Consider the following 14,195-nt stretch of genomic DNA (forward strand, 5'->3'; position numbering starts at 1 on the left):
GAGCAACCCCGAGATCCCATGCCCGAACAGACTCGTTATACCCTGCCCGTTAAATCCGGCGATCACCGGCAGCTTGGTCAGCTTATCGGCGCTGCGCACGCGGTAGAGTGTGCCAGCATTACCGAGCGACATGCCGGTCCGGTGTTGATGATTACGCCCGATACCCAAACCGCCCTGCGTCTGCTGGATGAAATCCGCCAGTTTACCGATCTGCCAGTGGCCCATCTCGCCGACTGGGAAACGCTGCCCTACGACAGCTTTTCACCGCATCAGGATATTATCTCCTCCCGCCTGTCGACCCTTTACCAGCTGCCGGTGATGCAGCGCGGGTTGCTGATTATGCCGGTCAATACGCTGATGCAGCGCGTCTGCCCGCACAGCTTCCTGCACGGTCACGCGCTGGTGATGAAACAGGGACAAAAACTGTCGCGCGACAGGCTGCGCGACCAGCTTGAGCAGGCGGGTTACCGCCATGTCGACCAGGTGATGGAGCACGGTGAATACGCGACGCGCGGCGCCCTGCTCGACCTGTTCCCGATGGGCAGCGATCAGCCCTACCGCATCGACTTCTTTGATGATGAGATTGACAGCCTGCGTCTGTTCGACGTTGACAGTCAGCGTACGCTGGAAGCGGTGCCGGAAATCAATCTGCTGCCCGCGCATGAATTTCCCAGCGACAAGGCAGCCATTGAGCTGTTCCGCAGCCGCTGGCGCGAGATCTTCGACGTGCGCCGCGAGTCGGAGCATATCTATCAGCAGGTCAGCAAAGGCACGCTCCCGGCGGGCATCGAATACTGGCAGCCGCTGTTTTTTGAGCAGCCCCTGCCCAGCCTGTTCAGCTATCTGCCTGACAACACCCTGATTGTGAACTGCGGCGATCTGGAAGGCAGTGCCACCCGCTTCTGGCAGGATGCGGAGGCGCGTTACGAGAATCGTCGCGTCGATCCGATGCGTCCGCTGCTGGAGCCAGCCACCCTGTGGCTGCGTCCGGACGGTCTCATGGGCGAGCTGAAAGCCTGGCCGCGCATCTCCATGACCAATGAGGTGCTGCCGGCGAAAGCCGCCAACACCAATCTCGGTTATACCCCGCTGCCGGATGTGGCCGTTCAGGCCCAGGCAAAAGCGCCCCTTGACCCGCTGCGTCAGTTTATCGACACCTTCAGCGGTGCCGTGGTCTTCTCGGTTGAAAGTGAGGGCCGCCGGGAAAGCCTGCAGGAGCTGCTGGCACGCATCAAACTGCGTCCTCAGCCGGTGCACCGCTTCGATGAGACCGGTGAGGATCGTTTCAGCCTGATGATCGGGGCCAGCGAACGGGGTTTTATCGACACCGTGGGGAACCGGGCGCTGATTTGCGAAAGCGATCTGCTGGGCGAACGCGTCAGTCGTCGCCGTCAGGATACCCGCCGTACCATTAACCCGGATATCCTTATCCGTAACCTGGCGGAGCTGCATCCCGGTCAGCCGGTGGTGCATCTGGAACACGGCGTGGGCCGCTATATCGGCCTGACCACGCTGGAAGCGGGTGGCATCCAGGCGGAATACCTGATGCTCTCCTACGCGAACGACGCCAAACTTTACGTGCCGGTCTCCTCGCTGCATCTGATTAGCCGCTATGCCGGTGGGGCTGACGAAAACGCGCCGCTGCACAAACTGGGCAGCGATGCCTGGTCGCGCGCACGGCAGAAAGCCGCCGAAAAAGTGCGCGACGTGGCGGCGGAGCTGCTGGACATCTATGCGCAGCGCGCCGCCAAAACCGGCTTTGCCTTTAAGCATGACCGTGAACAGTATCAGCTGTTCTGCGAAAGCTTCCCGTTTGAGACCACCCCCGATCAGGCTCAGGCCATCAACGCGGTGCTGAGCGATATGTGTCAGCCGCTGGCGATGGACCGCCTGGTGTGTGGTGATGTGGGCTTCGGTAAAACGGAAGTGGCCATGCGCGCCGCGTTTCTGGCTATTGAGAACCACAAGCAGGTTGCCGTGCTGGTGCCGACTACCCTGCTGGCGCAGCAGCACTACGATAACTTCCGCGATCGCTTCGCCAACTGGCCGGTGCGCATTGAGATGCTGTCCCGCTTCCGCACCGCGAAAGAGCAGGCGCAGGTGCTGGAACAGGCCAGCGAAGGCAAGATCGACATCCTGATCGGCACGCATAAGCTGCTGATGAGCGATCTGAAATGGCACGATCTGGGTCTGCTGATTGTCGATGAGGAGCACCGTTTCGGGGTGCGTCACAAAGAGCGCATCAAGGCGATGCGGGCCGACGTGGATATCCTGACCCTGACCGCCACGCCTATTCCGCGTACCCTGAATATGGCGATGAGCGGCATGCGCGATCTCTCCATTATCGCCACACCGCCTGCCCGCCGCTTAGCGGTGAAAACCTTTGTGCGCGAATATGATGATCTGGTGATCCGCGAAGCGATCCTGCGTGAGATTCTGCGTGGCGGCCAGGTCTACTACCTCTACAACGACGTCGAAAATATTGAGAAAGCGGCACAGCGACTCAGCGAACTGGTGCCGGAGGCGCGGGTAGCGATCGGCCACGGGCAGATGCGTGAGCGTGAGCTGGAACGGGTGATGAACGATTTCCATCATCAGCGTTTCAACGTGCTGGTCTGCACCACCATTATCGAAACCGGGATCGATATTCCGACCGCTAACACCATCATCATCGAGCGGGCCGACCACTTTGGCCTGGCGCAGCTGCATCAGTTGCGCGGCCGCGTCGGGCGTTCGCACCATCAGGCTTATGCCTGGCTGTTAACGCCACATCCGAAGGCGATGACCACCGACGCGCATAAGCGACTGGAGGCGATCGCCTCGCTCGAAGATCTGGGGGCCGGTTTTGCGCTGGCAACGCACGATCTGGAGATTCGCGGGGCTGGTGAACTGCTGGGTGATGAGCAGAGCGGGCAGATGGAGACGCTGGGCTTCACGCTCTATATGGAGCTGCTGGAGAACGCCGTCGATGCGCTGAAAGCGGGGCGTGAACCTTCACTGGAGGATCTCACCAGCAATCAGACCGAGGTAGAACTGCGGATGCCCGCGCTGCTGCCGGAGACCTTTATACCGGATGTCAGCACCCGTCTGTCGCTCTATAAGCGCATCGCCAGCGCGGAAGCGGAAGAGGAGCTGCAGGAGCTGAAAGTGGAGATGATCGACCGCTTTGGCCTGCTGCCCGATCCGGCGCGCAATCTGCTGGATGTCGCCATCATCCGGCTGAAGGCCCGCGCGGTGGGGCTGCGCAAGATTGAAGCCAGCGATAAAGGCGGCTATTTCGATTTTGCGCCGCAGAACAAGGTGGATCCGGCCTGGCTGATCAGCCTGCTGCAGAAAGAGCCTCAGCAGTGGAAGCTGGATGGCCCGACACGGCTCCGGTTTACGCGTGAGCTGACGGAAAGAAAGATTCGTATGGATTGGGTGCAGAGCTTCGTTTCACAACTGGCTGAGCATCAGGCGTAACCGGTTCTTCCGCGCCTCGCCCGTTTTCCGGCGAAGCGCGGCGCGCAGAACGCCACGAAAAAAGGCGCATCCTGAGATGCGCCTTTTTTATTACGTCGTGCTGTGTGGCCGCGAGTGCGGCAAAGCTTTGCCCAATTACGCCTGGTCGCCGTTAAGGATCAGCTGACCATTGCGGTCCAGTGGAATACGGGTGCCGGGATCATTTTCCATACGGATTTTGCCCTGCTGGTCGCCTATTTTATAGGTCACGTCATATCCCAGTTGTTTCTCTTGTTTGTCGTAAACTGTTTTGCAGCGCTGCTCGGTTGTGGTGTAGGTATCCCGATCCTGCAGTCCGCCCTGGACCTGATTACCGGCATAACCGCCCGCTAACGCACCTGCGACGGTTGCCACGTCCCTGCCGCGTCCGCCACCAAACTGGTGACCTAACACGCCCCCGGCTACTGCACCCAACACCGAGCCAGCAATACGGTTCTCATCCTGAACCGCCCGGCGATGCGTCAGCGTGACGTTACGGCACTCCTGACGTGGCTGTTTGATGCTCTCTTTGATTGGCGTTGCAGCCAGTACCTGAGCGTATTGAGGACCGCGATCAAACACGTTCATGCCTGCTACGGCGGCAACACCCAGTGCTGCTGCCACACCAATACCGATACCCGCTAACATTGATTTATTCACAGGAAGTCCTCCTGAAAAGTGTTACCGCGCATTCCTGCCGTAAAGCATCCTCGTAAACTGAGGCATAACCGACGTGCGCGACTCGCCGTGTTTGTTGGGATGAAGTTTTACAGATGGACCGAAATTGCAACATCAGATAAATGGAGGAAATCGGTCACTTTGCTTTCAGGACCAGTTTTTAGGAGAGTTCTGAGGAGAGAAAAGCAGCAGTATCCGCTTTTACAGGCTATGGATAAATTTATTTAAATCAATGGGATAACAGAAACCACCCTGCACGCTGTCAGGCACTGGCGTTATCCGGTAACACAGGGCGCGCGTCTGGCGTCTGAACGTTGTTTATCGGGGTGAATGTGGAATAACCCCGGCCAGAGGACCGGGGTCAGAGAACCAAAGGTGGCTCAGAAACGGTAACCGATACCGATGTTAAAACCATTGATGGCAACATCTTCACTATATTTCACGCGAGTGCCTTCATAGCCAACACTTACCGAGAGGTTGCTGACTGGATTCACGACGATACCTGCGCCCCAGGCCAAAGAGGTTTTATTTTCGCTGTATTTTTCGGACCAGCCATCGAGGTAGGTCACGTTCTCATCCACTTTGGTATGGGCAGCACCAATCAATGCATAAAGACTGACATAGTCATTGAGGCGATAGGCCGGACCTGCCATCAGTGAATAATATTTCACGTTGGTTTTGCCGTCATATCCGCTGATATCACCATAAAAATCTTCGCGCTCAGAAAAACTTTCATCGCCTTTCAGGTAGCTGAATGAGCCAATCACGCTGAGGGGCGAGTCCCACTCATAGCGATACTGAACGTTAACGCCGCGTAGATTTTTAAAGTCTTCAACTTTGCTTTGAGCATAGCCGATGGAGACGGTGTGGTTATTTGCCAGCGCAGTATTGCCGGCTAACAGCCCTGCGCAGAGCACTGCCATGAGGGTAATTTTGCTTTTCATCTGAATCATCCTTTTAATAATTTCATACCTTATTTCCCTGCGCCAGGCGCAGGACTTCATTCCCTGAATTACCCACATCGGACAGAAAGACAATGCTGCCTGCCTCACCGCCTGTGTCGGACAGGAATTTATTCACATGATCCGTGCAGGACGCTTGCATGGCCGGTTGCCTGTCAGAAAAACAGGCAGGCCATTATTTAACGCGCGTCAGATTTGATCCGAGAAATTCTGGCCATGACGGCATAAAGCGTCAGGCTGTAATTTACGTTAACCGGCGAATTTATTCAGACCATTCCGTTGATTAATGACGTTAACGAAGAGAGAAGTCTGCAACAGCACAGCCGTTATTTAATGATTTAATGTCAGAAAAAACAACCTGCCGCGTGCGCTGGAAATGCCTGAAATGACCCTCAAACAACAACGCAGGTAATGAAAATATTAATTATTATGCAACCTGATAACCTTTTATTCGACTATGCCGGAACCAGGATGCGTGTCAGGCCATTATTCACCTGTACACTTCCCTCTCTTTTTATCATCGCGGGTTGGTTTAATCAGGTCATGTAAAAAGCAAAAAAAAAGCCCCCTGCCATGAGGGGGCTGATAGCAAAACGGTACTCGCCTGTGGCGAATCAGTGCAGCTTAAGCCGCGGACGGATCACCCGGTTGATGCTGCCGACCAGCATCATCAGGCCGGTTTTAAAGTAGCCGTGCAGTGCGATCTGGTGCATACGATAGAGAGAGATGTAGACAAAGCGCGCAATGCGCCCTTCCACCATCATGGAACCGCGCATCAGGTTGCCCATCAGGCTGCCGACGGTACTGAAGCGGGAAAGCGACACCAGCGAGCCATGATCTTTATAAACATAGGCTTTCAGCGGTTTACCGTGACGCTGCGCCAGGATATTTTCCATCGCGCGTGAAGCCATCTGGTGCGCCGACTGAGCACGTGGCGGGACAAATCCGCCACCCGGCAGGGCGCAGGAGGCGCAGTCGCCAATCGCATAGATGTCATCATCCAGCGTAGTCTGCAGTGTCTCTTTCACCACCAGCTGGTTGATACGGTTCGTTTCCAGTCCGCCAATCTCTTTCAGGAAGTCTGGTGCTTTGATGCCCGCCGCCCAGACCATCAGATCGGCTTCGATAAACTCACCGCCTTTGGTGTTAAGACCGTTGCGCTCGGCACTGGTCACCATAGTCTGTGTCAGTACCCGCACGCCCAGCTTGGTCAGCTCCTGATGGGCGGCGGCAGAGATGCGCGGTGGCAGTGCAGGCAGAATGCGCTCGCCCGCTTCAACCAGCGTCACGTTCAGCGCTTCGCGTCCCAGACCTTTAAATCCGTAGCTGTGCAGCTGTTTCACCGCGTTGTGCAGTTCGGCTGAGAGCTCAACGCCCGTTGCGCCGCCGCCAACAATGGCGATATTCACTTTCTCGACCTTACCTTCGCTGGCAGAGAACTTCAGAAACAGGTTGAGCATCTCGTTATGGAAACGACGCGCCTGATGCGGGTTATCCAGGAAGATACAGTGATCTTTCACGCCAGGCGTGCCGAAGTCATTGGAGGTGCTGCCCAGCGCCATAACCAGCTGGTCATAGGCCACTTCGCGCTGTGGCACCAGCACTTCACCGTGCGCATCAAGCACTTCGGCCAGGCGGATCACTTTACGACTGCGATCGATATCGGTGAGCGATCCCAGCTGGAACTCGAAACCGTGATTGCGGGCATGGGCCAGATAGCTCAGTGCATCAATGCCTTCGTCCATCGAGCCGGTCGCCACTTCATGCAGCAGCGGCTTCCACAAATGACTGTGGTTGCGATCGACCAGAATAATCTCGGCCTTCTTTTTACGGCCCAGTTTATGGCCCAGCTGCGTCGCCATTTCCAGGCCGCCTGCTCCCCCGCCGACGATAACAATTTTCTTAACAGATGTAGTCAACAAAGACCCCCTCAAATTGTGAACCAAAAGTTAACTGAAGGTTAAATTAAACCTTAATAAACATAGGGTTGGCGAAGTTAAAAATCGCAATCTGCTGGCAGAATAGCATGGCAGGAAGAGGAGGACATAAGAATATTGATATACATCAAAGAAGACGAATAAAACTCAGAGAATTACGCAATGAAAACAGGCACCCTGCGGTGCCTGCTCTGCTTAACCTGCTGTTTTAAAGGCTTTTATCCGCTGAAGGTGTGGGGATATATTTTTGAATTTGTGCCCTTCCGTCTCGTCCCAGACAATCTGATAAAAGGGATGCAGCTCATTGGCGATGCGCTGCGTATCCAGCGCCTCATCCTGACGGGAAAGAAAAGTCAGGCAGCGATCGCGGTTACGCTCGCGAAAGTCACTGACGCATTTCGTGGCGATATCCTGATACTCCTCTGGCCGGTCGATCTTCCCCTCCATGTTCTCCTGCGGGAAAAGGTTAGGGTTGAAGATCGCCTGCCGGATGCCACATAAAAATCCGATGCGTTCTGACCAGTAGCCGCCCAGCCCGACACCGCAAATCAGCGGACGGTCATCGTCAGACAGGGTCAGCATTTTGTCCGTCACTTTCAGCAGAAACTGCATGTCATGTTTAGGATGGCGGGTGCTGTAACTGATCAACCTGACGTCAGGGTCAATGAACTGCAGTTGCAGCACTTTTTCGTGATTGCCTGGACTGTTTGAATCAAAACCGTGCAGATAGATGATCATGTTAATCCTCAAGGTATCGATAGCGCCGGGCAATCCCTCCTTACCACGACGCTTTATGAGCCAGCCAGCGTTCCTGAAGTGCACTCAGTTGCCGGGCATTCTCTTTCCAGCGAGACGTTGCCTGCAACGCATCGCGGGTCAATCTGCCCTGATGATACAGCTGTGTAACCCGCTCTGACCCGACCGGGATCAGGTTATCAAGCACACTGATAGCCCCCTGACGCTGATTACAGACCAGAATCATGTCGCAACCGGCAGAGAGAGACTGCTGTGCCCGCTCAGGATAGCTGCCCATGACCGCGGCGCCCTCCATCGAGAGATCGTCGGAGAAAATCACCCCGCTGAAGCCCAGCTGCTCGCGCAGGACGGTTTTCAGCCAGTAAGGCGAACCACTGGCAGGCAGCGGGTCCACGTCGGTGTAGATGACATGCGCGGGCATAATGGCATCCAGCGCCTGCTCGGTTATCAGCTGGCTGAAGATCGCCATGTCATGTTCACGCAGCGTTTTTTCATCGCGCGGATCGCGCGGGGTCTCTTTGTGCGAATCGGCACTGACCGCACCATGCCCCGGAAAATGTTTCCCGGTGGTTTTCATGCCCGCCTCATGCATCCCGGCGATAAAACGACGGGCGACGGCAAGCGCGATAGCCGGATCGTCATGGAAAGCGCGGTCGCCAATCGCGGCGCTGATATGACCCACATCAAGCACCGGCGCGAAGCTGATGTCGATGTCCATCGCGATCATTTCTGCCGCCATCTGCCATCCTGCCTGCTGTGCCATCTCACCGGCGCGCTCAGCGTCGTGAAGGGCGGCAAAAGATTGCATGGCGGGCAGCTGGGTGAAGCCGTCGCGGAATCGCTGCACGCGCCCCCCCTCCTGATCCACCGCAACCACCAGCCGGGTGTGCGAGGCGGCGCGAATCTGGCGCACCAGCTCGGCCAGCTGAGCGGGATCGTGATAATTGCGGGCAAATAATATCAAACCGCCGACCAGCGGATGCTGCAGGATGTCGCGCTCTTCGCCATCCAGTTCATAACCCTCAACGTCGAGCATCAGTGGGCCGGGTAAATGTGATTTCATAACCTGAATCCTGTAGCGTTACGCCTCTGCGTGACGCGATTAAATCTGTTGCCAGCTCTGTCGAGCCATCTGTTGTAGTGCTTCATCGTCACACTGAGCGGCACGGAGCTGATACCAGCTGGCTATCAGTAACCGCAGCCAGGGCTGCCAGCGTCTGACCTGCCTTACCAGGGCATCAGGCGGCAGCCGCATTGCCGCAGCATAGTCGGCCAGCCAGTCAGCCTGGTTTTGCGGATCGCTGGCGCAGAGTGCGGCCAGCTCCAGCGCCACATCACCATCCGCGGCATACTCCCAGTCAATCAGATGCAGCCCTGTCTCACCCTGGATAATATTCCCGGCATGCACGTCCATGTGCAGCGGTGCCAGCCTCAGCGGCTGAGGTTCCCCCTGCTGCGTCAGCCGCCGGAGCGCCCGCAGCCAGCGATGATTGCGCTGAGGAACCTGCTGCCAGTACCGCCAGAGCAGCGGCAGCAGCGACAGACGGTAGCCGGTCAGCGGCTGCTGGTGCAGCTGTTGCAGCAGAGTGACAATCTGCGGACGCTGCTGGCTGAAGCGCTGTTCATCCAGCGCCTCGCCAGGACACCAGCTCAGCACATTCCCCTGCCGGTGGCCTGCAACGGGCTGAGGGGCCACTCCGCTGGCGCGCAGTTTTCGTAACAGACGAAACTCGCGCTGTCGGTCAACAAAGGGAATCGGCGGCTGAGGTGCCGCCCGCGCGATAAAGAGACCACGCGGGCTGACGATTTTCTGACTGTGCCCGGTCAGTCCGGCGAGCGGAAGCGATGTCGTCCTCTCTGGCTCGCCGGTGACCTGATGAATCATCCGCGAAAATGCGGAATCAATGCTGTGCAATGCCGTTGCCAGACCAGATGATTTCGCCGGTCTGCACCAGCATCAGCTGCATCTGCAGGGTCGGCGCTTTCACATCGCCGCGTGCATTGCTGTAAAGCACATACTGCGCGTTAACATTGCGTGCCAGGCCAATCGCTTTACTGCGCGAGTTCAGGCTGTCATCCGGTGACAAACCCAGCGCCTGCTTGGCCTGTGCCAGTTGATCGGCTGAAACCAGAGTGAATTTGCCGTTGTTGTTCAGCGCATTCTGGATCGCCGCTGTGGCTTTCTCGCTTTGCAGCGATCCGTTGGTGCTGTTTTTAATCCGATCCACCAGCAGCACGCTGCCTGGCTCGGCGCTGGTCGCCTGGAGCATCTGCGCCACCAGCGGCTGAACGCTGGCGTCCCAGTTGATCGTCACCAGCTTCGGTGGCTGCGGCACCGGCTGTGGCTGCGGTTGCGGCACCGGTTCAGGTTGCGGAACGGGCTGCACGGGTTCAGAAGGCTGGGTCGGTTCAACCGTGGCGGGCTGCTGCTGCTTCACGACACAGCCGGTGAGAATGAGCGCCATCAGGAGCGCTCCGGTACGATTAATACTGCGTATCACGTCGAAAATCCTTAAAGATAGAGATAGAGACGAACCTTGCTGGCAGTCAGGTTACCCAGTTGCGATGTGGCGACAATGCTCCCCTGTGCCGGAACGGTGACGGTCTGCGCCGGTTCCTGTGGGGTGATTTCCAGCCCCTTGTCGTCATACCAGTAGTAACGATAGTGCACAATGACCGGGGTTTCGCGCTGATTATAGAGCACGCTGGTGGCGCGTTTCAGCCCATCGTTCTCATCCAGCGTCGGCTCATCGGTGATGATCCCTGCCGACAGCACAGAGGACTCCATCACCAGCGATTGCGAGGTATTGATCATCGGTTTATCACTGCTACAGGCCGTCAGGCAGAGCAGGATCGGCAGGCCAGTCAGCCAGGATCGCATAGCACGTTTCCGTTGTCAGTTCAGTTTGAAAGCATCGGGCCCAGCGGTTCGCCACCCAGCAGATGCATGTGGATATGATAAACCTCCTGACCCCCATGTTGATTGCAGTTCACAATCAGCCGATAACCATTCTGATCGATGCCTTCCTGACGGGCGATTTTCGCCGCGGTGGTGAACATGCGGCCCAGCGCATGCTCATGCGCCGCTTCCGCCTCGTTAACCGTCGGGATAAGTACATTCGGCACGATCAGGATATGGGTCGGGGCTTTGGGCGAAATGTCGCGGAAGGCAGTGACCAGCTCATCCTGATAAACCACATCAGCGGGGATTTCGCGGCGGATAATTTTACTAAAAATGGTTTCTTCAGCCATGGTGCAATTCCTTTAGCATGAGTCGTAATCAAGCAGTATGAGGGAGAAATTTGTTTTCTTTCAACCTCGGTGCCACTTTTCTTGTTTTGTTAGCCTGCCTTTGTAGCAGCGCGCTATCTTCCTGGCCAGTATGCCGTTTTGCTGGTCCTGCTGACCACCGCCTCATTATAAAAATGAAACGCTGTTTCATAAATAAGAGTTTCGCCCCCCTTTTCTTCATCTGGTTGCCATTCTGGCGCCATCCCTTGCCAAATCACGAAGGTTTACCCCTCCGGTCAGTTCTACTTTGCTAACCAGTCCGGTTGAGATGTCCGGCGTCACCAGAGTTAACCGCCATACAACCTCAAGGAGCCTCTGCTATGCGCTCACGTAAAATTGGTCCGGGCCACTATCTGGCCTATGGTTCTGGAGATTTTCTTGGAGCCGGCACGACGGCACTGACTGCCGCCTGGTTGCTCTATTTTTACACCACCTTTTGTGGATTGACCCCGATTCAGGCCACCCTGATTTTCGCCGCCGCCCGCGTTCTGGATGCGATAGTCAGTCCGCTGATGGGGTTTATCACCGATAACTTCGGTTCGACCCGACTGGGTAAACGCTTTGGCCGCCGCAAATTCTTTATCCTGCTCGGCATTCCCGCGGTGTTCAGTTACAGCCTGATGTGGGTCAGCGACATGAGTTTCTGGTGGTATCTCTCCACTTATCTGCTGTTTGACATCGTCTACACCATGATCCTGGTGCCTTATGAAACGCTGGTCCCGGAAATGACGGACGATTTCCGCCAAAAAACGCACTTCTCCGGTGCACGCATCGGGCTGGCACAGCTGTCGGCCATACTGGCAGCGTTTTTGCCTGGCCTTTTGCTGGGCTGGCTGGGGAAAGATAACCCTCTCTCCTTTTTCTACGCCAGTCTGGTCTTCTCCGTCATCTGTGCGCTGGTGCTGACACTGGTGTGGTGTTTTACCTGGGAGCGTCATCCTGATGATTTTTCCGCGGAGTCGCGCCGGGCCGGGCTGGAAAAACAGCAACTGACGCTCCGGCAGAGCCTGAAACGGCTCTATGTTGAGCTGGCTTCTACCCTGCGCATCCGCATCTTCCGCCAGCACCTGGGCATGTATCTCGGTGGCTATATCGCTCAGGATATCTTTAACGCCGTCTTTACCTGGTATGTGGTATTTGTGCTGATGCAGAGCGCCCAGGTCGCCTCAAGCCTGATGGGCACGATGGCGGTGCTGCAGTTCATCGCGGTGATGGTGATGATCCCGCTTTGCATCCGTCTTGGTCCTGCGCCTGCCTACCGTATGGTGGCTCTCCTGTTCGCCCTGGCAGCGCTCTCCTATGCCGGATTGTGGTATGCCGGCCTGAACGACAACATGTCATTGCTGCTCGCCGTTTCTGCCCTGGCTGGGCTGGGACGTGGCGGCATCAATTATGTGCCGTGGAACACCTACACCTATATCGCCGACGTGGATGAGGTGATCACCGGTCAGCGACGGGAAGGGATTTTTGCCGGCATCATGACGCTGACGCGGAAAGCGTCGCAGGCGGGTGCGGTGATGCTGGTTGGCATCATTCTGCAACTCTCGGGCTTCGTCTCTGGTCAGTCGACGCAGTTACCCGGGGTCAGCCACACCATCCTGGCGATTCTGAGCATCGGCACCGTCGCCGTTCTGGCCTGCGGCTTTATGGTGTCACTGCGCTTCAGGCTGAATCTGCAGACCCATACTGTGCTGCGTCAGGAGACGCAGAAAATGCGTGAAGCGGGCCGTATCGTGCCGGAAAGTATCACCCCGGACGCGCGCAGGATCGTTGAAATGCTGGCGGGCATGCCCTATGAGAATCTGTGGGGTAACAATAATATTGGCTTTCTCAATCGCAACAAGCCCGCTCCCGGCAAACTCCCGGCCCCCTCTCTGATCTCCCCTTCTTTAAACCCGACCTTAAACAGGAATAAATCATGATGCTCTTTCCCGTTAAACAGAGTCCGCTGCTGCGCCAGCCTGAGTATCTGCTGCCACGCCGTGAACTGGTACAGCTGATTGAGAAGCTGACACAAAATCTGATTAACATCACCGATGAAACCGGCGAATTTTTGCTGCGGCTGGATGATGGCCGGGTGATTGATACCAAAGGCTGGGCAGGCTGGGAGTGGACTCACGGCATTGGTCTCTATGGGATGCTGCACTACTACCAGCAGACCGGTGATGAGCAGACGCTGTCGATTATCGATACGTGGTTTTCGCAGCGGCTGGCGGAAGGCACGCCGACCAAAAATGTCAATACGGTCTGTCCTTTTCTGACTCTGGCCTATCGCTATGAGGAGACCGGTAATCCGGTCTGGAAGCCGGTACTTGAGCGCTGGGCGGAATGGGTCATGTATGAGATGCCGCGCACCGAACAGGGTGGCCTGCAGCACATTGTCTATAACAGCGAAAACAGGCAGCAACTCTGGGACGATACGCTCATGATGAGCGTGATGGCGCTGGCCAAAATCGGGCAGCTGCTGAAGCGCGACGCGTGGATTGAGGAAGCGATTTATCAGTTCCTGCTTCATACCCAGTATCTGATGGATCGGGAGACCGGGTTGTGGTTTCACGGCTGGAACTTTGACGGCCGCCATCATTTCGCGAATGCGCGCTGGGCCCGAGGCAACAGCTGGGTGACGATAGTGATCCCCGACTTTCTGGAGATGATGGACTGGCCTGAGCATCACGCCACCCGCCGTTTTCTGCAGCAGGTGCTGGAAAGCCAGGTCAGGGCACTCAGCGCCTGTCAGCACAGCAGTGGATTATGGCACACCCTGCTCGATGACCCGCACAGTTATCCGGAAGCCTCTGCCACGGCTGGCTTTGCCTATGGGATCCTGAAAGGCGTCCGTAAGCGTTATCTGCCCACTGAATATCGTGAGGTCGCTGAAAAAGCACTGCGCGGTGTGATTGCCAACATTGATGATGATGGCGAGCTGAAACAGGTTTCGTTTGGCACCGCGATGAGCAGCGATCTCGATGACTATCGCAACATTCCTCTGACCTCAATGCCGTACGGCCAGGCAATGGCGCTGCTCTGTCTGACCGAGTATCTGCGGGTTTACCTCTGAGCGGTAATAAAAAAAAAGCCCCGCAGTGCGGGG

At 56.6% G+C, this 14,195-nt stretch carries 12 protein-coding genes; 3 read left to right on the forward strand and 9 right to left on the reverse strand.

Annotated features, from left to right (window positions below):
- Window positions 1-18 precede the first annotated feature (18 nt).
- Window positions 19-3,462 (forward strand): transcription-repair coupling factor, encoded by a 3,444-nt coding sequence (mfd, locus tag FJW00_RS12470; RefSeq protein ID WP_009090836.1) that lies wholly within the window; start codon window positions 19-21, stop codon window positions 3,460-3,462.
- Window positions 3,463-3,597: 135 nt separating this feature from the next.
- Here mfd and FJW00_RS12475 read toward each other — a convergent pair whose 3' ends face one another.
- The 9 genes from FJW00_RS12475 to hinT form a co-directional block, all read right to left on the reverse strand.
- Window positions 3,598-4,140 (reverse strand): glycine zipper 2TM domain-containing protein, encoded by a 543-nt coding sequence (locus tag FJW00_RS12475; RefSeq protein WP_140924308.1) that lies wholly within the window; start codon window positions 4,138-4,140, stop codon window positions 3,598-3,600.
- A gap of 398 nt (window positions 4,141-4,538) precedes the next feature.
- Window positions 4,539-5,102, reverse strand: coding sequence for an Ail/Lom family outer membrane beta-barrel protein (locus FJW00_RS12480; RefSeq protein ID WP_140924311.1), 564 nt, complete (start codon window positions 5,100-5,102; stop codon window positions 4,539-4,541).
- Window positions 5,103-5,734: 632 nt separating this feature from the next.
- Window positions 5,735-7,039 (reverse strand): NAD(P)/FAD-dependent oxidoreductase, encoded by a 1,305-nt coding sequence (locus FJW00_RS12485; protein ID WP_009090841.1) that lies wholly within the window; start codon window positions 7,037-7,039, stop codon window positions 5,735-5,737.
- A 213-nt stretch (window positions 7,040-7,252) separates the two neighbouring features.
- The gene (ycfP, locus tag FJW00_RS12490; RefSeq protein ID WP_140924313.1) at window positions 7,253-7,795 is read right to left on the reverse strand and encodes an alpha/beta hydrolase YcfP; all 543 of its coding nucleotides are present in this window, start codon (window positions 7,793-7,795) and stop codon (window positions 7,253-7,255) included.
- A 40-nt stretch (window positions 7,796-7,835) separates the two neighbouring features.
- Window positions 7,836-8,876: a beta-N-acetylhexosaminidase gene (gene nagZ, locus FJW00_RS12495; RefSeq protein ID WP_140028342.1), complete on the reverse strand. Its 1,041-nt coding sequence runs from the start codon at window positions 8,874-8,876 to the stop codon at window positions 7,836-7,838.
- 39 nt (window positions 8,877-8,915) lie between these two features.
- On the reverse strand, window positions 8,916-9,698 hold the full coding sequence (thiK, locus tag FJW00_RS12500) for a thiamine kinase (RefSeq protein WP_140924628.1): 783 nt from the start codon (window positions 9,696-9,698) through the stop codon (window positions 8,916-8,918).
- 16 nt (window positions 9,699-9,714) lie between these two features.
- The gene (gene lpoB / locus FJW00_RS12505) at window positions 9,715-10,314 is read right to left on the reverse strand and encodes a penicillin-binding protein activator LpoB (RefSeq protein ID WP_009090848.1); all 600 of its coding nucleotides are present in this window, start codon (window positions 10,312-10,314) and stop codon (window positions 9,715-9,717) included.
- An 11-nt stretch (window positions 10,315-10,325) separates the two neighbouring features.
- Window positions 10,326-10,694: a YcfL family putative periplasmic lipoprotein gene (locus FJW00_RS12510; RefSeq protein WP_009090849.1), complete on the reverse strand. Its 369-nt coding sequence runs from the start codon at window positions 10,692-10,694 to the stop codon at window positions 10,326-10,328.
- 20 nt (window positions 10,695-10,714) lie between these two features.
- On the reverse strand, window positions 10,715-11,065 hold the full coding sequence (hinT, locus tag FJW00_RS12515) for a purine nucleoside phosphoramidase (protein ID WP_009090851.1): 351 nt from the start codon (window positions 11,063-11,065) through the stop codon (window positions 10,715-10,717).
- A 359-nt stretch (window positions 11,066-11,424) separates the two neighbouring features.
- Between hinT and FJW00_RS12520 the strand changes: the two genes are divergently transcribed.
- A complete protein-coding gene (locus FJW00_RS12520; RefSeq protein ID WP_009090854.1) occupies window positions 11,425-13,026 on the forward strand; it encodes an MFS transporter in 1,602 nt (533 codons plus the stop codon).
- A complete protein-coding gene (gene bglB, locus FJW00_RS12525) occupies window positions 13,023-14,162 on the forward strand; it encodes a beta-galactosidase BglB (protein ID WP_140924315.1) in 1,140 nt (379 codons plus the stop codon). The genes FJW00_RS12520 and bglB overlap by 4 nt, the downstream gene beginning before the upstream one ends.
- Window positions 14,163-14,195 lie beyond the last annotated feature (33 nt).

Origin of the sequence: Pantoea anthophila, assembly GCF_006494375.1 — a bacterium.
GTDB lineage: Bacteria > Pseudomonadota > Gammaproteobacteria > Enterobacterales > Enterobacteriaceae > Pantoea > Pantoea anthophila.

Excerpts from the sequence above, each read along its gene's own strand:
- thiK (WP_140924628.1), bottom strand. The coding sequence starts at position 9,698 with ATGATTCATCAGGTCACCGGCGAGCCAGAGAGGACGACATCGCTTCCG.
- hinT (WP_009090851.1), bottom strand. The coding sequence starts at position 11,065 with ATGGCTGAAGAAACCATTTTTAGTAAAATTATCCGCCGCGAAATCCCC.
- FJW00_RS12520 (WP_009090854.1), top strand. The coding sequence starts at position 11,425 with ATGCGCTCACGTAAAATTGGTCCGGGCCACTATCTGGCCTATGGTTCT.
- bglB (WP_140924315.1), top strand. The coding sequence starts at position 13,023 with ATGATGCTCTTTCCCGTTAAACAGAGTCCGCTGCTGCGCCAGCCTGAG.
- mfd (WP_009090836.1), top strand. The coding sequence starts at position 19 with ATGCCCGAACAGACTCGTTATACCCTGCCCGTTAAATCCGGCGATCAC.
- nagZ (WP_140028342.1), bottom strand. The coding sequence starts at position 8,876 with ATGAAATCACATTTACCCGGCCCACTGATGCTCGACGTTGAGGGTTAT.
- FJW00_RS12480 (WP_140924311.1), bottom strand. The coding sequence starts at position 5,102 with ATGAAAAGCAAAATTACCCTCATGGCAGTGCTCTGCGCAGGGCTGTTA.
- FJW00_RS12510 (WP_009090849.1), bottom strand. The coding sequence starts at position 10,694 with ATGCGATCCTGGCTGACTGGCCTGCCGATCCTGCTCTGCCTGACGGCC.
- ycfP (WP_140924313.1), bottom strand. The coding sequence starts at position 7,795 with ATGATCATCTATCTGCACGGTTTTGATTCAAACAGTCCAGGCAATCAC.